The sequence below is a fragment of the Williamwhitmania taraxaci genome, from assembly GCF_900096565.1.
Classification (GTDB): Bacteria; Bacteroidota; Bacteroidia; order Bacteroidales; family Williamwhitmaniaceae; genus Williamwhitmania; species Williamwhitmania taraxaci.
In genome coordinates this window covers 11,957-29,202 of the sequence record NZ_FMYP01000006.1, presented here as the reverse complement: position 1 = coordinate 29,202, position 17,246 = coordinate 11,957, and the positions used below count along the sequence as shown (strand labels likewise).

14 protein-coding genes are annotated in these 17,246 nt (G+C 43.3%); 11 read left to right on the top strand and 3 right to left on the bottom strand.

All coding sequences use genetic code 11. The annotated features are described in order from the left end of the window. Position 1 precedes the first annotated feature (1 nt). Positions 2 to 370: a DMT family protein gene (locus BLS65_RS02645; protein ID WP_092435428.1), complete on the bottom strand. Its 369-nt coding sequence runs from the start codon at positions 368 to 370 to the stop codon at positions 2 to 4. Between the two features lie 164 nt (positions 371 to 534). On the opposite strand from BLS65_RS02645, the gene BLS65_RS02640 reads away from it, so the two are divergent. From BLS65_RS02640 to BLS65_RS02630, 3 genes are all read left to right on the top strand, one after another. Beyond that, positions 535 to 909 carry a DoxX protein gene (locus BLS65_RS02640; RefSeq protein ID WP_092435425.1) on the top strand — a complete coding sequence of 125 codons (375 nt, stop codon included), beginning with the start codon at positions 535 to 537 and terminating at the stop codon, positions 907 to 909. Positions 910 to 1,066: 157 nt separating this feature from the next. Then, positions 1,067 to 2,509 (top strand): nucleoside hydrolase, encoded by a 1,443-nt coding sequence (locus tag BLS65_RS02635; RefSeq protein ID WP_092435423.1) that lies wholly within the window; start codon positions 1,067 to 1,069, stop codon positions 2,507 to 2,509. Next, positions 2,509 to 2,949 (top strand): NanQ anomerase/TabA/YiaL family protein, encoded by a 441-nt coding sequence (locus tag BLS65_RS02630; RefSeq protein WP_092435419.1) that lies wholly within the window; start codon positions 2,509 to 2,511, stop codon positions 2,947 to 2,949. The genes BLS65_RS02635 and BLS65_RS02630 overlap by 1 nt, the downstream gene beginning before the upstream one ends. On the opposite strand, the gene BLS65_RS02625 is transcribed toward BLS65_RS02630, so the two are convergent. Continuing rightward, positions 2,941 to 3,744 carry a DNA/RNA non-specific endonuclease gene (locus BLS65_RS02625; protein ID WP_092435416.1) on the bottom strand — a complete coding sequence of 268 codons (804 nt, stop codon included), beginning with the start codon at positions 3,742 to 3,744 and terminating at the stop codon, positions 2,941 to 2,943. The two genes, BLS65_RS02630 and BLS65_RS02625, sit on opposite strands and share 9 nt — an antisense overlap. A gap of 326 nt (positions 3,745 to 4,070) precedes the next feature. On the opposite strand from BLS65_RS02625, the gene BLS65_RS02620 reads away from it, so the two are divergent. From BLS65_RS02620 to BLS65_RS02610, 3 genes are read left to right on the top strand one after another with little or no spacing between them, the layout of a single operon-like run. Next, positions 4,071 to 4,781, top strand: a complete 711-nt coding sequence (locus tag BLS65_RS02620; protein WP_092435413.1) for a hypothetical protein — start codon at positions 4,071 to 4,073, stop codon at positions 4,779 to 4,781. A 41-nt stretch (positions 4,782 to 4,822) separates the two neighbouring features. Continuing rightward, the gene (locus BLS65_RS02615) at positions 4,823 to 7,156 is read left to right on the top strand and encodes a TonB-dependent receptor (protein WP_170829979.1); all 2,334 of its coding nucleotides are present in this window, start codon (positions 4,823 to 4,825) and stop codon (positions 7,154 to 7,156) included. 4 nt (positions 7,157 to 7,160) lie between these two features. Continuing rightward, positions 7,161 to 8,030, top strand: coding sequence for a DUF4249 domain-containing protein (locus tag BLS65_RS02610; RefSeq protein WP_092435408.1), 870 nt, complete (start codon positions 7,161 to 7,163; stop codon positions 8,028 to 8,030). Positions 8,031 to 8,115: 85 nt separating this feature from the next. On the opposite strand, the gene BLS65_RS02605 is transcribed toward BLS65_RS02610, so the two are convergent. Continuing rightward, positions 8,116 to 8,820, bottom strand: coding sequence for a queuosine precursor transporter (locus BLS65_RS02605; RefSeq protein WP_092435405.1), 705 nt, complete (start codon positions 8,818 to 8,820; stop codon positions 8,116 to 8,118). A gap of 109 nt (positions 8,821 to 8,929) precedes the next feature. On the opposite strand from BLS65_RS02605, the gene BLS65_RS02600 reads away from it, so the two are divergent. The 5 genes from BLS65_RS02600 (at position 8,930) to BLS65_RS02580 (ending at position 17,222) form a co-directional block, all read left to right on the top strand. Next, positions 8,930 to 12,019, top strand: coding sequence for an ATP-binding cassette domain-containing protein (locus BLS65_RS02600; RefSeq protein WP_092435402.1), 3,090 nt, complete (start codon positions 8,930 to 8,932; stop codon positions 12,017 to 12,019). Positions 12,020 to 12,203: 184 nt separating this feature from the next. Beyond that, a complete protein-coding gene (locus tag BLS65_RS02595; RefSeq protein WP_092435400.1) occupies positions 12,204 to 12,776 on the top strand; it encodes a pentapeptide repeat-containing protein in 573 nt (190 codons plus the stop codon). A gap of 726 nt (positions 12,777 to 13,502) precedes the next feature. Then, positions 13,503 to 14,654 (top strand): amidohydrolase, encoded by a 1,152-nt coding sequence (locus BLS65_RS02590; RefSeq protein ID WP_092435397.1) that lies wholly within the window; start codon positions 13,503 to 13,505, stop codon positions 14,652 to 14,654. After that, positions 14,651 to 15,808 (top strand): alanine racemase, encoded by a 1,158-nt coding sequence (alr, locus tag BLS65_RS02585; protein ID WP_092435394.1) that lies wholly within the window; start codon positions 14,651 to 14,653, stop codon positions 15,806 to 15,808. The genes BLS65_RS02590 and alr overlap by 4 nt, the downstream gene beginning before the upstream one ends. A gap of 94 nt (positions 15,809 to 15,902) precedes the next feature. Next, positions 15,903 to 17,222, top strand: a complete 1,320-nt coding sequence (locus tag BLS65_RS02580; RefSeq protein ID WP_092435391.1) for an APC family permease — start codon at positions 15,903 to 15,905, stop codon at positions 17,220 to 17,222. Positions 17,223 to 17,246: the final 24 nt, after the last annotated feature.

Here is a 17,246-nt window from a genome sequence, read left to right as displayed (position 1 = left end):
GTTACTTCTTGAAAATGAAATAAACGGCTAGTATCAGAAAAATAAAGCCAATTATATGGTTGGTTCTAAATGTTTCTGTTTTAAAGAACAGTAAACTGAAGATGGTAAAGGTTACAAGGGTAATTACCTCTTGAATAACCTTTAATTCTACTAAGGTAAATGGTCCGCCATTACCTTTATAACCTATCCTATTTGCGGGTACTTGGAAGAAATACTCAAAAAGGGCAATTCCCCAACTGATTAAAACAATAGCAATTAATCCGAGGTTTTCGAACCACCTCATCTCCTTAAACTTTAGGTGACCATACCAAGCCAAGGTCATAAAGGTATTCGATAGGATTAGCAATAATATTGTTAAAAGGGCTTTCATCTTTCTTCTCCAATTACGGGTGCAAAAATAGTGTTTTGAAGAGTTGTTTTGCCTTCGAGGGATGAATAATTTTGGTGGTTGAACTATCGGAGTTCAAATCTGTTAATTCCCATGTAATAGTTATGTCCTGCTATGGCCATGGTTTTTGAACTAAATCTCTTGCTATGAAAAAGGTAAACTTGGTTTTGCAGATTCTTCTTGGTTTAATGCTCGTCGTTTTTGGGTTGAATAAATTTTTTGGTTTTTTACCGATGCCTGCAATGCCTGGACCTGCAGGTAACTTTATGGGCGCATTGCTTGCCACTGGTTATATGATTAAGATGGTTGGTGTGATCGAGGTGCTTGTGGGAGCGCTTTTGCTCCTTCGTAAGTTTGTTGCACTATCCCTAGTGTTTCTTGCCCCCATTTCGGTCAACATAGTAGCATTTCACCTCTTTCTCGATTTGCCGGGTATTGGTGGAGCCGCCGTGGTTGCAATCCTTAACCTTAACCTTTTAATTGTTTATAGGGCAGCCTTCAAGGGAATATTGAAAAACTAACCACAGTAGTATATTTGGAAAGGTCGCCACACTGGTTGTGCGACCTTTCTTCGTTTGGTAGCAATATATATAGGTTTTACTTTCTTGTTCCGATGGGTGAAAAGTTCATGGTTAATTATTTTATTCCTATTTTCGTTCGATAATTTGAATTTGTGAAATGAAAAAATATTTGTTTGTTTTTTTTCTTTTTGTAGGTAGCAACCTCCTTACTATTCACTCGGATGCTCAGGAGTCTGCTACTATACCTATTGTTGTAGATACGGATTGTGCCTCAGACGATTTCCGTGCAATTGCTGCATTTCTTACCAGTTCCAACTTTAAAGTGGTTGGGATTATTTGCACCGATGGCGGTCTCTCTCCCTCCGAAGGAGCAAGGGGTGTTCGGAAACTTGTTGCTGACTTCGGTTTAAGCATTCCTGTAGTGGAGGGTGTCGATTTAGGGCTAAATCCTTCTTGGCGCTGGATGTGTCGGGCCATATGGAAGACCGAAGAGCAAACCAACGTCATTAAGTCGAACTATCGCGACTCTCTTACGCGATGGTTTAAGAATGATCAAGAGCAACTTACCTATGTTTGCTTAGGTCCAGTATCTTCCCTCAATGGATGGTTGAAACAAGTTGAGATACCTTTTAATTTGCGCCGGGTAGTGTGGTTTTATGGTGAATCGGAGGGAAGTACCAATGTAGTTTCTGATGCTGAGGCGTGGCGGCAACTCCAGCTTTTGCCTGTTAACATACATTTAGTGGGACAGCCGCTAGGCAACTATTCTATATTCACCGAGGAACTACTTGGAAAGGTCTCTGCCACCGAAAAACCGCTGGCACTGGAACTCAAAAAGCGTCATGAGGTGGGTGCTATTAGAGGTCAACTGGCAAATAGTCATTTTACTATGTGGGACGAATTGGTTCCTGTTTACCTATCGTATCCCTCGCTTTTTGAAGTAAAACCAACTTCTCAGAATCCGCATATTGCCCATGTTCAAATTGTGGATACATCCATGGTTGGCGATAGCTACATAAAACTTTTTACGGGGCAAGGAACCGCACTCCGAGGAATTGTTCTAGAATCGTTTCCTATTTCGGAAGAATTGCTTTCGCCCGACCTCGTTCCATACGCTAAAGCCATTCAGCAGAGGCATGGCATTGAGGAGTGGAAACTTACCGTGCTGACCAATGAAATGCATCAGCATCTTGGGATTTATTCTATCGTAGGCACAAAGATGGGGCTCTTTGCACGCGAGTATTTTGGTGTTGGGCTCGATAAGATTAAGGTTGTTTCTCTGGCTGGTTTTATGCCTCCAGTAAGTTGCCTGAATGATGGATTACAAATATCCACAGGTGCAACCCTTGGACGAGGAAGTATTTCGGTAGAGCAGGGAGGTGCTTCCATTGCTGGTGCTAGGTTTGTGTATCAAGGACGCGTATTGGTTGTAACGCTTAAAGGGTCTTATTCTAAATTGGCCGCCGATGATATTTCTGCAGGAATTGTAAAGTATGGTAATCTCACCAATGGGTATTGGAATTTAGTTCGCCAACTTTCCATTAAGTATTGGCTGGAGTGGGATCGAAAAGAGATGTTTGATTTTAAGGAGGTAAAATAATGATATTTGATAAAGTAGAAAATATTATGCGTTATAGTGCTTTGCTGCCCGGACTCGAAAAGGTAGCGGCCTATATTCAAGCCGGCAGTTACGACTACGCAGGTGGCATTGTGGATTTGGATGGGGATGCTCTCTACGTAAGTCCTTTCGAAGGAGTGGGTAAGGAGCGTCATGAGGCTAAGTTAGAGGCGCATCGTAAGTATATCGATTTGCAATTATTGGTCTCTGGAAGCGAAGAGATTGGGTGGAGTCCGCTATCATCTTGTCATCAGGAGATGGCGCCCTACAGCGACGAAAAGGATATCGTTTTTTACAAGGATACTGTTCGGGATTTCTTACGACTATCGCCGGGTTATTTTGCTGTATTCTTTCCAGATGATGCGCATGCACCGCTGGTTGGTGAAGATATTCAGAAACTGGTTTTCAAATTCTCAGTTTAGTAACCAAACGGGAAGTCTTCTTGCTGACTCTACTTCATCTTCTATGTCATCTGGGAGGTTGAAGTAAAGGTTAAGCCCGGTTGCTTTCTCCACACTATCAACCGGAACCATGTAGCTGGAGATGGGTTTGCTTGTGCCCTCGTTGGGTATGATAAAACCTATTGCCCAGTATTGGTTTTTGGTGTATAGAAGCACTGTTTTGAAATATTTGGAGGGAACCGCTACCTTGTTGGGGCCAATTCTTTCGAGAACTTTCGTGAATATTGGGCCGGTGGTGATGTAGATTTCACCAAATTCACGGCACCAGCTCCGTGTTTCTTCTTCCAATTCTTTCCAAATGCCTCTATTAAACTTTGGTTTCTGAGGCGAGATGTTGCTGAAGAGGAATGACTCTTTCATAGCCTCCGCACTATATGCCATATCCGCTGCGGGTGCCATGTGCCCCTTATCGTATCCGGAATGAGTGTAATCTTTATTGGTAGCCGATCCTGTAGATATATCCCGATCGGCCTGAAAACTGTCCGACCTTTTTGCCTTCCGTATGAGTTTGGCCAAATTAAGGGTGTATGCCACCCACACTGGTTGCTCATAGGTTTCGCTGTAGACCAAGGTAAACCCTTTTTTAACAATTGACTCTTCACCATTGTTGTATTGCGGTAGTTCTAGATGGCTGAGGGGTGCCGATACCTGCACTTTGGCTACTATTGGTTTTGTTTGGCTATTCTTGTTCAGATAAAATAGAGCAAGGATAATTACTATTACCAATGCAGCAAAAGCGATATGACTACGTTTCATTCTTGGTTGTTTTGCACAATGAGCTAATGGCTGATTAGTAAACGAATACAGATTTAGAAATAGAGGACAATTAGAAGCATCAAAAATAGTAAAGAGTGTAATAATTTAGATGGGCGAGCACTAATTGTTGAGGGTAATCCTAAAATCGTTTAATGGAAGGGGGGGGATTCTTTTCTAAGTTGTCATACCTGTATTCCCGTGCTGTTGGAGTAGATACAAATTCTATATATGCAATCCCATATAATAGAAAGCTACATAAATGGACTAATGCTTGTGTAATAGTGCATATGAATAACTAATTTTACCACAAATTGATAAATGCTGATATGATGAAGAAAGCGATTGTTTTTGCTTTAATGCTACTCCAAGCATTTGTCTTGGTAGCCCAAGAGGATGAGCCTCATTTTTTACTCCCCCCGAAGAAGCTTCAGGTTGGTGGTTTTGGTGGGGTAATCACCGAGTTCTCGGCCTTTAAGGGACGGTTTGCAGTCTTTACTGGTGGTGGTGGTGCAATCCTTATCAATAGGTGTTTCTTTCTGGGTGCGTATGGCAGTGGGCTGGCTTCCGAAATGACTTTTCCAGACATTTATCCATTTGATCATAACCCAGTAAGTAACCCAAAACTACCTCTTTATGAGAACCTTACTTACACGTTTAGTCATGGTGGATTATGGACCGGATATAGCTTTGAGGCGAATAGGGTTTTCCATATGGGAATGAGTTTTAGGGTTGGAGGTGGAGAAGTCTCCTTGGTTGATCCCAACCGGGCGGACAGGTATCAGTTTGCCTTAGCAAAGGATAATATTGTTGTTATTCAGCCGGAAGTGAACATAGAGGTGAACGTTGTGAGGTGGCTCCGGATTAGGGGTGGTGCTGGTTACCGCTTCGTTGGTAGTCTCGATAACCTATCATATACTGCCTTTGATGGGAGTAACAGGAATTTTTATACTACTTCCGATTTTAATTCTCCATACGCTAACGTTGCCTTCCTTTTTGGCTCATTTGGTGCTAAGAAGCCTAAAACCATCATAAATTAATCATCTTAATATTGATCATGTTTAGAAAAACGTTTTTGTTATTGATATTTCTTTGGAGTTGTGCGCTGGGTTATGCAATTGCCGATCCAACTACAACCACTCCGGGAGGAAAACCCACAATTAGTGGTTATATTAAAGATGCAGCTAGTGGTGAGGCACTGATTGGAGCCACTGTTTTCGTGAAGGAAAGTAAGGCAGGTGCGGCATCCAACGTTTATGGATACTACTCAGTTTCTACAAGTCCGGGGAATTACACCTTGGTGTTTTCCTATGTTGGCTATATTTCGAAGGAGGTATCCGTTGTTGTTTCGAGCAGCCTTAAGATGAATATGGAACTCACTGCCGAATCGACAGAGTTGAAAGAAGTAATTGTTAAAGGTGACAGGCCCAATGCCAATGTTTCTCGCCCCGAAATGAGCGTAGCTAAGCTTGAGATGAAGAGCATCAAGCAGATCCCGGCATTGATGGGTGAGGTTGATATCATCAAGGCCATTCAAATGTTGCCCGGGGTACAGTCTACCTCCGAAGGATCTTCGGGCTTTAGCGTGCGTGGTGGGTCGGCCGATCAAAATCAGATTCTTCTCGACGAAGCTGTTGTATTCAACGCCTCGCATCTAATGGGCTTTTTCTCGGTATTTAACAACGACGCCATTAAGGATGTGCGGCTTTACAAGGGCGATATTCCGGCGATGTATGGTGGAAAGTTATCCTCTATTCTCGATGTTCGTATGAAGGACGGAAATAGTAAAAAGTTTTCCGGTATTGTAGGCATTGGCATTATTTCGAGCCGTCTGACGCTGGAGGGGCCAATTATTAAGGACAAGACTTCCTTTATTGTTTCGGGAAGACGAACTTATGCCGATATGTTTCTGCCATTGGCTACGGATCCCGATATTCGCAAGAACAAGCTTTACTTTTACGATTTCAATCTAAAGGTGAATCATACCTTTAACGATAACAACCGCCTTTATATTTCCGGATACTTCGGCCAAGATGTATTCAAAGGTAAGTTCGCTTCCTTTGGTTTTGGAAACCAAACCTTAACGGCCCGTTGGAACCATCTATTTTCGAGCAAGTTGTTTCTAAATACCAGTTTAATCTACAGCCGCTATAGCTACGAATTGGGAACCGAAGAGGGTAAGCCAAACAGTTTTAAATGGCAAAGCGACCTGAAGAACTATTCCACCAAACTCGATTTTACTTACTACTTGAACAATTCGAATACAATCAAGTTTGGCGCTATAACCTCTTACCAATTTTTCGATCCAGCAACTGCAAAAGGGGTTGGTAGCGAGAGTCTCTTTGGCGAATATAAAGTGCCTCGAAATTTCGGACTCGAGCATGCTATTTATGCTTCTAATGAGCAGGTGGTTAACTATTGGCTGACCTTGAAATATGGAATTCGCTTGAGTGCATACCAACGCTTGGGTGCTGCTACAATTCAAAATTACGATGCAAACTATAATAAGATAGGCGAAACGCAGTATGCAACAGGAAAGGTCGTGAAGACATTCTTTAACTGGGAACCGCGACTGGGTGCTCAGTTTATGATTAACGACAATAACTCGATTAAGGCTAGCTACTCCCGGACGGTTCAATATCTGCACTTAGCATCCAATTCCAATGCTGGAACGCCGCTCGATGTATGGTTTCCGTCAGGACCAAACGTAAAGCCCCAAGTAGCCGATCAGTATGCAACCGGTTTCTTCCGAAACTTCTTCGATAATGTGGTTGAGACCTCTTTCGAAGTTTACTATAAGGATATGCGCAATGTGGTCGATTTTAAGGATTATGCCGATCTCTTCCTGAATAAGGAGATGGAAGGTCAGGTGCGGGTTGGCAAAAGCTATAGCTATGGTGCCGAGGCCATGGTTCGGGTAAATGGCGATAAACTTAGCGGTTGGGTAAGCTATACCTACTCAAAAACACGTCGAAAAATCAATGGAGTTAACAACGAGCAGTGGTTTCCGGCATTTTATGATAAGCCTCATAATGTAAATGTTGTTCTTTCGTATGACATTAGTCCTCGCATCGTATTTGGAGCAAACTGGATTTATGCTACCGGCGCACCAATTACAGTTCCTGTGGGTCGAATTGTTGTGGAGAACGATATTGTGCCCGTGTATTCGGCTCGAAACGCTTATCGCATGCCCGATTATCACCGTCTCGATGTTTCATTAACTATCAAAAGCAAGAAAAAGGTAAATAGAAAATGGGAGGGGGAATTGAATGTTTCCGTTTATAATGTATACGGTCGTAAGAATCCTTGGGCAATTAACTTTGTAACTGACAAGTTAAATCCAAATGTTACCTATGCCGAGAAAACATATCTGTTTACCTATCTCCCCTCAATTACCTATAATTTCAAATTTTAATTAGATGAAAAATTTCAATACAGTAGTATTAGCATGGAGTGGGATATCGTTGTTTTTATTTGCTAGTTCATGCACCGAACGTATCGATATGAATATTGGCACAACCTATACTCGGTTGGTTATATATGGTGAGATTACTACCGATACCACTGTGCATAAGGTTTACCTCTCGAAGTCGGCCGATTACTTTTCGAATAAACCAGTAGAAAAGTTGTCGGGAGCACACGTTACCATTTCCGATGGGGTTTCTACACTTGTTTTGCAGGAGAGTGCTTCGGAGTTGGGAACATACGAAACTCCTGCCGATTATTATGGAATACCGGGGCGCACCTATCATTTACTGGTCGAGAATGTTGATTTAAACGGTGACGGAAAATTTGTTTCCGATAGCGCATCTTCTTTCCTGCCTGCTCCGGTAGCTGTCGATTCTATTCATGTGGCACAGGAGAATTTATTCCGCAATGGTTGGGCCATAAAACTATTTGCTAAAGACCCTTCGGAGCAGGAGAATTTCTATGCGTTTAAATCGTATATCAACGGAAAACTGAATACCGATACGCTCAGTAATCACACTTCCACCGACGACAGGTTCTTCAATGGAAAGCAGACCAATGGCATCATTGTGTTTTTCTACCAAGAACTCGATAAAATTAAAAATGACGATACCGTAACGCTCGAAATGATGTCGATAAACAAAAATTATATGGACTTTATCGTTTCCGTTCAAACGGTTGTTCAGGGGAATAATCCTCTCTTCTCTGGCCCTCCAGCCAATATCTATACAAACTTCAAGAACGGGGCGATGGGATTCTTCACGGCCTATTCCCTTTCGCGTAAATCGACCATTGTAAAGAACCAACCGGCAAAACGATAGAACTTTCGCGGTGTTTAATATTTGTATCATACGAGTGCCCCGGTCAGTCTACCGGGGCATTCGTTGTTTGTTGTAGGTTCCGCCTTTAGGGTTTGCTTTCTTTTTCTCCCATAGGAACGATCTTCATTGCTAGATATAGAAATGGCGTATCGGCTAGTGAAATCAGCCCTTTTAGCAAATAGGTAGTAAATACAATTTCGAGCAAAATATTCATAGGCATCGTTCCATAGAAGGCAATCATGGTAAAAATCACGGTGTCGAGAAACTGCGATACCAAGGTGCTTAGGTTGTTTCTTATCCACAGCTGTTTTCGCGATGGGTATTTGCTCTTCCATAGTTCGAAGGCCCAAACGTCGTGCCACTGCGAAACGAGGTAGGCAGCAAGGCTGGCAAGTCCAATACGCGGCATCAGCCCAAAGATATCCTTTAAGTTTTTGTCGATACCTAAACTGTGGCTGTCCGTTGCGATGGGTGCAAATATCATGGCAAGGTTCATTAAACTCACCATTACCACGAGGGTGAAGAAACCCAAGAGAACGGCTTTTTTTGCATCTGCTTTTCCGTAACGCTCGGTGAGCAGGTCGGTTACAAGGAATGAGGAAGAGTAGATTACATTTCCTAGAGTAGCCGCAAATCCAAATATCTCTATGGTTTTCGTAACCTGAATGTTTGCAATAATGATGGAGATTGGAATCCAAGCCCATAGCCCGGCTTTCCCAAATAGTTTATAGGCCAGCACCACCAGCGAAAAGCATACTACTATTTCCAGTAGCCAGAGTAGTTCGTTCATTCTGAATCAGTTTTTACAATAGATGGCATTTTAAACACGATAGACGAGAATAAAGCTCAATACTTTGGACTTTTTATTTACTTTTAAGTTCTCGAAAACTGCGAAAAATATGAATGAGTCGATTCTAAAAGCTCTAATGCAGCTGTTTGCTTTCCTTGTAGATACTGAGCATGATGGTCTTACAGAAAATGTAAGAGGTGTGGTGCGCTCATATCTCGAGAAAGAGTTTAGCGACCAACAGGTTGACTCGTTTTTGGTCCAGTTCAATGAAATGCTTCTTCTATATCATCAGGAGGCCACCCATACCGAGGAACGCGATGGCACGTTTGTCTTTTCCAAGTCGTTAAATAGTATTGTAGAGAAGATAAACCAAGAGTTTGAGCAGTATCCTAAAATGTGGCTGGTGTTACAGCTCATCGAGTTCCTTGGCGATAGCGGTGTAGTTACCGATAAACGTCTGGAACTCATTCGGGCCCTGGCTTCGAGTTTTCGTATCAGCGTGTTCGAGTTCAACAACGCCATGCAGTTTATCCTTGGTGGGGAGCAGGAGATGCCGCACAACGAAAAGCTGCTGTTTGTAAACTCCGACGATAGTTTTTCGCACCCTAAGGTAAAGCACCTCTTAAGCAGCAATCTCAAAGGGAAGGTTTTTGTGCTGCACATTGACAGTACCAATACCTTTCTCATAAAATATTTTGGCGAGAATAACCTGTTCCTCAATGGACACAACGTTAAGGTGGGGCGTGCCTATATTTTTGGCGTAGGTTCGGTTATTCGGAGTCCAAAGATTTCTCCAATTTACTATTCGAAGGTAGCTACCAAGTTTATTACTGGTCTGGCCAAGGAGAAGATCCGCTTTACTGCATCCAATATCTCGTTCCGATACAAGGGCACCGAAAATGGCATTCAACCGTTCAATCTACAAGCGGAGAGTGGACAGCTAGTGGGGGTGATGGGGAATAGCGGAGTGGGAAAATCGATTCTGCTGAACGTGCTCAACGGGAACCAAAAGTTAAATACAGGCCGAATTTGTATTAACGGCTTCGATATTTCGAAAGATAAAAAGGAGCTCGAGGGAATTATTGGTTATGTGCCGCAGGATGACCTGCTTATCGAGGAACTTACCGTGTTTCAGAACCTGATGTTCAATGCCCGACTATGCTTTAGCGAGCATTCGGAGGGAGAATTACTCGATGAGGTTAATACATGTCTCTCCGACTTCGAATTGGTTGAGGCCCAGGAGTTGAAGGTGGGGAATCCACTGAATAAGTTTATAAGTGGGGGGCAGCGTAAACGCCTTAATATCGCCCTAGAGTTGATGCGCGAACCTGCATTGCTCTTTGTGGACGAACCTACCTCCGGGTTATCCTCGGCCGATTCCGAAAAGGTGATGCTCTTGCTCAAGCGACAAACGATTAAGGGCAAGCTAGTGATTGTAAACATTCATCAGCCCTCCTCCGATATCTATAAAATATTTGACAAGCTCCTGGTGATGGACCACGGAGGAAGAATAATATACCAGGGTAATCCAATGGATGCCGTAGTTTACTTTCGGAATGCGGCCCACTACCTTAAGGCCGACGAGAGTGAATGCTTTGCCTGTGGTAACGTGAATACGGAGCAGATTCTTAAGATTGTTGAGTCCCGGGTGGTTAATGAGTATGGGCTCCCAACCCGAAAGCGAAAGCGAAGCGCCCGCGATTGGTATGATCTTTACCTTCGAAAGGTGGAGCCAACCCTCAAGCAGATAGTCTGTGGCGAGAAGTGTATTCTTCCCAATAATCCGTTTAAGATACCCTCTCGTGCCAAGCAGTTGGGCATCTTTATGCGGCGAAATATGCTCTCCAAACTCGCCGATAGTCAATACCTTTCTATTGCTCTGTTGGAGGCGCCCATTCTGGCGCTAATCATTGGCTTTTTCACGCGCTTTTCGGCAAATGGATCAGGCTATCTTTTTGGTTTAAACGATAACATTCCTTCCTTCCTGTTCATGAGCGTGGTGGCTTCCCTCTTCATGGGTTTGAGCGTTAGCGCCGAGGAGATTATAAAGGATCGTAGGATTCGGCAACGAGAAACTTTTCTTAATCTGAGCCGGTTCAGCTATATTAACTCCAAAGTGCTTACCATGATGGTTATCTCGGCCATTCAAGCACTGCTTTTTGTAACCGTAAGTAACCTATTGCTCGAAATTGGTGGCATGTTCTTTAGCTACTGGCTCATATTCTTTAGTGCTGCTTTTTGTGCCAACATGATTGGGTTGAATATCTCTGCTGCTCTTACTTCGGTGGTGGCAATCTATATTTCTATTCCGCTGATTTTGGTTCCGCAGTTGCTCTTTAGTGGGGTGGTAGTTCCGTTTCATAAGCTACATCGCACAGTTACCTCTCAGGAGTATGTTCCATTAATTGGCGATTTAATGCTCTCCCGTTGGGCTTATGAGGCGCTTATGGTGCATCAGTTTAAGGAAAACCGGTTTGAGAAGCACTTTTACGCCTTCGACCAAGAGTTGAGCCAGTATTCCTATACCTTCAACTACCTTATTCCGCTTGTTCAACTTAAAGTGCAGGAACTGCAGCGCCAGCAACAGCTGGGTGGTGATAGTGCCTTGTTGGCTCACAAACGGGTGTTAATTAAGAATGGACTCGGGCAAATATTGTGCGATTGCGATAGCACTCATGCGGGAGTATCTTCGGTAGCGCGCTACGTAGACGATGCGTTTAATGGTGATTCGGTACTTGCCTTTTTAACCATTGCTCGTAAAAGTCTGAACGATAGGTTCGATTCCTCCATGCGTCGACGCGATCGTGCTTTTCATACTCTGGAGCTACAGCTCGGTGGAAAGGAAAAAGTCTTGCAACTAAAACAACGTTTCTACAATGCTGCCATAGCCGACATTGTGCTCAACAATAACGAACTGGTTAAGATTGCCGAGGACGAAGATCGGTTTATTCAGCGTAAAGATCCAGTATTCATGATCTCCAATAATCGGTATGGAAGGGCACACTTCTTTGCACCTGTCAAGCGTGTTGGATCGTGGGTTATCGATACGTTTTGGTTCAATTTCCTCGTGTTTTGGCTCTTTAGCGGTGTGCTCTACGCCATGCTCATGCTCGATACCTGGCGCATTGTGGCTAAGTATTTTGAGATATTCAAATTCCGCCGATTGGCTCGACGAATTGCTCGATACCTACCGAAATAAATGACTAATGGGTTAATTTGATGATTTGAAAATGGGGATACTGAAGGTTGTCGGAGTCTTCCCAACTAAGTGTGGTGTGGATGTTTGTTTAGCACAATACCTACCACGACCCACCCTTTTAAAAGCGTGGGAGAATATAATTCGGCCATACCATTCATAAATTTTTAACTTTTCACCGTTCATCATGGAAGAGATCATTCACGAGAATAAAGTATTTGAAAAGATCAGCTTCACAGCGCAGGAGATTCGGAGTAGGGAGTTTTTGCGCTGCACCTTTAAGGGCTGCGATTTTTCTGGCAGTAACTTTAGCTATAATCATTTTTCCGATTGCGTGTTTGAGTATTGCAATATCTCCCTACTGAAGCTGGTGGGAACCAGTCTTTGCAACGTCGTATTCCGCGAGTGCAAGCTCCTAGGGGTAAACTTCAGCGATTCGGAAGACTTTCTCTTCTCTGTACGCTTTGAGGGCGGTGTGCTCGACTTTTCCACCTTTGCCAACAAGAAGATGCCAAAGACACATTTCCTTAATGTTTCGATGAAAAGCGTCGATTTTACTCGTGCAAACTTGCAGGGTTCTCTCTTTGAGAATACCAATCTCGAAGAGGCGGTTTTCAGCAAAACAGTCCTTAAGGATTGCAATTTACTTACCGCATTTAACTACACCATCGATCCCGAGAGCAACCCCATGGCTAAGGCGCGCTTTTCGCTTTATGGCGTGGCGGGGCTTCTGGAGAAGTATCGTATCTCAATTGAGTAAGGGCCTGTATTTGTTTCTATAACTGTTTTTTCAGAGGCGTTTGCTACCAGATGCCTACGGCACCGCGCTACCAATACCCCAACATGCAAGAAACACGAAGAAAACCATAGGAATGAAAGGCCTGCCTGTAAAAGCACAGGGCCGCAGCCCTGTGCAAAAGCAACGAACCATTTAGGGCTGAAAGTCCGGCATGTTTCCTTTGCAATCAAAGAATCAAATCATAATGCCATATTGATTGACGCCGGAGGCATTGCATGTTTATCGAAAGTTAATATATGCAGCTATGCGACCATGAACAGAGTCGAACGTTATTGGGTTCTCTAAATCCATAAACTCCTTGGGTTAATGTTCAATCAGGTATTTGCGCAGCTTGCGATATTGATTAACCTGAAATTATCGAAACACGAATAACCTTCTCCTTTATATTCAAGCCCTATTCCCTAGGGCACTGCTGCCGATTAGGAATTTTGCCATTTTGTGTATATCTTGCATGCTGAGATATCATAAAGGTTCAATTGTCTATGAGCCATTATTGTTTTGGGTTGTCGTATTGTCCATTTATACTGTGTCATTACCACAGAGGGATTCAGAAAGACTTATTTCTGTGCAAACTATTATCCCCGCGCCAACTCGTTTTAAATCATCTTCTCCTCGCCATTATATCTCAATTGCCATTGGGCGAGTGTGTATAGATGTGAACTATTAACTAATAAATCAACGGACAACATGCATAATGTCAAGGAAGATTTACTAGAAGAACTTATTTCTCTGAGGAAGCAGCTTCATTTAAATCCCGAACTTTCGGGACAAGAGATCCAAACCGCCCGACGCGTGGTGGCCTACCTAAAGGATTGCAACCGTTCCGAAATTATTGAGCGCGTGGGAGGGTTTGGCGTAGTAGCGATTTTCGATAGTGAAAAACCCGGCCCTTCCATTATGTTTCGTGCCGATTTGGATGCACTACCCATTCAGGAGGTAAATACCTTTGCACATAGCTCTAAAACCGAGGGCGTATCGCATAAGTGCGGTCACGATGGGCATACCTGTGTAGTGCTGGGCCTTGCCCGGATGCTTTCAGCCAATCCGCCCAAGCGAGGGAAAGTGGTTTTGCTGTTTCAACCGGCGGAGGAGGATGGTATGGGAGCCAAGGCTGTATTGTCCGATCCTCGGTTCCAGGCTATTCGGCCCGACTATATCTTTGCCTTTCATAACCTACCGGGTTATCCCCTACACCAAGTAGTTTTGAGGAGGGGATCCTTTACGTCGGCGGTAAAGAGCATTATCATTAAGCTCAAGGGGAAAACGGCTCATGCCGCCGAGCCTGAATTCGGCATAAATCCTGCGCTACCCATTAGCGAAATACTTCAGTATGCCGCGCTGCTCTCGAACAATAAACCCGAACGCGCCGATTTTACCCTAATTACCCCGGTTCATATCGCCATGGGGGAGATTGCCTATGGAATTTCGGCCGGACATGGTGAGGTGCGGTTAACCATTCGTAGCTGGACCCAGCAGCAGATGGAGGAGTTGGCTCAGAAGCTGGTTGTGGGCATTCAGCAAATTGCCGAAAAGTATGGCATTGAAGTAGCCTATAGCTGGACCCATGAATTTAGCGCAAATAAGAACAATGATCAGGCTATCGATATGCTGGAAACGGCTGCTGGTGAGCTGGCGTTGGATATCCTACATCGAAGCACTCCGTTTAAGTGGGGCGAAGATTTTGGGCTATTCACCCAGCACTACAATGGGGCAATGTTTGGCATTGGCTCGGGCGAAAAGTGTCCGGCCCTGCACAACCCCGACTATGATTTTCCGGACGAGATAATGGCCACCGGAATTCTACTGTTTCACCAAATCAGCTTAACCCTTCTGAAATGAGACCTTTTCAAACATCAATAATAGAGATTAGCCGATCGGCATTTGAGCACAATTTAAACTTCTTGAAGTCATACCTAAAGGATGGCGTGCGGATATGTTCCGTAGTAAAAGGAAACGCCTATGGGCACGGCATTGAGTTGTTTGTTCCCCTTGCCGAGGAGTGTGGCATTAATCACTTCTCCGTTTTTAGTGCCGATGAAGCGCTACGGGTGCATCAATCGAGGGTTGGCGATAGCAGCATTATGATAATGGGGATGATCGAAAACGATCAGCTGGAGTGGGCCATCGAAAACGAAATTGAGTTCTACGTGTTTGAACCCATTCGGCTTCAACAGGCGCTGCTAGTGGCTCAAAGAGTGGGTAAAAAGGCGAAGGTTCACATTGAGGTGGAGACTGGGATGAATCGCACCGGATTTGCGCTTAAGCAGCTCCCTGCAGTACTACAGCTCTTGCGCACCAATAGCGCTCACCTCTGTTTTCAGGGAGTGTGTACCCATTTTGCGGGAGCCGAAAGCGTTACGAACTACTACCGCATTAAGGTGCAGCAGCATAATTTCGACAAGGCGCTTAAGCTTGTTTCCGCTAGTGGGTTGAGCCCCGTGCTTACCCATACTGCCTGTTCGGCTGCCGCCTTACGCTACCCCAAGGCACAAATGGACATGGTTCGGTTAGGGATTGTGCAGTATGGCTTTTTCCCCACACGCGAGGTGCTTATTGAGTATCTTACCAAGAAAAACACCAAGGTGAATCCTTTGCAGCGATTGCTGACTTGGAAAACCTGGATTATGGATGTGAAGGTGGTAAAGGCCGGCGAGTTTGTGGGGTATGGAACCTCCTATCTGGCCAACTCCGACAAGGTAATTGCTACCATCCCCGTGGGCTATAGCCATGGGTTTAGCCGCTCGCTGAGCAACCAGGGGCGCGTACTTATCCACGGGCAACGAATTAGCGTGATAGGTATGGTAACCATGAATATGATTACCGTGGATGTTACCGATGTTGAGAATGTGAGCATTGGCGACGAGGTGGTGCTGATAGGCAAGCAGGGCGATTTGGAAATTAGCGTCTCCTCCTTTAGCGAGTATAGCGATCAGATAAACTATGAGTTGCTTACCCGCCTACCGGCCGATTTACCCCGAACCGTGGTAGATTAATCCTTTCTAATCTAGTTGTTTCTGGCTGAAGGGAGTCGTTACGAATACTAAACGCTTCCTTCTTTTCTTAAAATTACAGATTAAACATTTTCTAATGATGATAAATTCTACAAGAAAAATAAGTTTATGGTCGGCAGTTGGAATAGGCGTTGGAGCCATGATTGGTGCAGGAATATTTGCACTAATGGGCGAAGCTGGAGCAATTGCAGGTAAGGCTGTTTATATCTCGTTTATTTTAGCAGGAATTTTAGCAGCAATTAGTGGTTACTCCTTAGCAAAATTAGGCGCACGATACCCTGCGGCTGGGGGTATTGTAGAATATGTAGTCAAGTCGTTCGGTGTAAATATTTTTTCGGGTGGGATAAGTGTTATGTTGTATTTAGCAACCATCATATCACTCGCATTATTGGCTAAGGCTTTTGGAAGTTATTCTATAGCTTTATTAAATATGAAAGGGTCTTTGTTATACACCAATATATTTGCACTATCTATAATGGTATTGCTTGGAATAGTGCAATATTTCGGAATAAAAAAAGTTGTTAAATTTCAGAATGTTGCGATTATAATTACAATTATAATTTTAGTCATATTTGCCACTACAGGTTTAATCACCATGAAGCCTGAATTAATGGCAACAGCATTATATCCTTCCTCCAATAAAATACTCTTTAGCATTGCAATTACCTTCTTTTCTTACGAAGGATTTAGGATAATTACGAATACTGCCGAAGATATTGTTAATCCAGGAAAGAACTTAATGCGAGCAATTTTTATTTCAATTGCGATTACAATGGTTATTTACACTGCGTTGGCAATTGCTATTTTTGGCAACCTAGAAGTAGACAAGGTAATTGAAGCTAAAGAATTCGCGTTGGCTGAAGCAGCTAAACCTATTTTTGGGATAGTCGGGTTTACTATTATTTCTATTGCAGCATTGTTTGCTATATCATCATCTATTAATGCAGTATTATATGCTGCAACTAATATCTCTTTTCAAATGGCAAAGGATGGCCATTTACCCATATTCTTTGCCAAAACAATTGGAAATACGAGACAGGGTCTATTGATTACAGTATTAATAACGGTGCTATTGATAATCTTCCTGAATTTATTACAAATAGCTGCGGTAGGTTCTATTACTGTATTGTTTATTCACTCAGTAACGCATTTAGGCCATCTTAAAATTATTCGGCAAACTAAAGCATCGAAATTCTGGGTTGCTACTGCTTTGCTTGCTACGCTTGCAGTAATCGTTCTGTTTTTAATATATTCTATTAAAGACTCATTTACAATACTTTATTTATTTATTGGAATACTTGCACTATCATTTTTAATCGAACTAGTTATCCGCTTCATTACACATCGAAAAGTTGATAAAGGTAGCAAAGGAATTTCTGGTGAAATTTTCAGCTAAAAACAAGGGAACCTTGCAATCTTA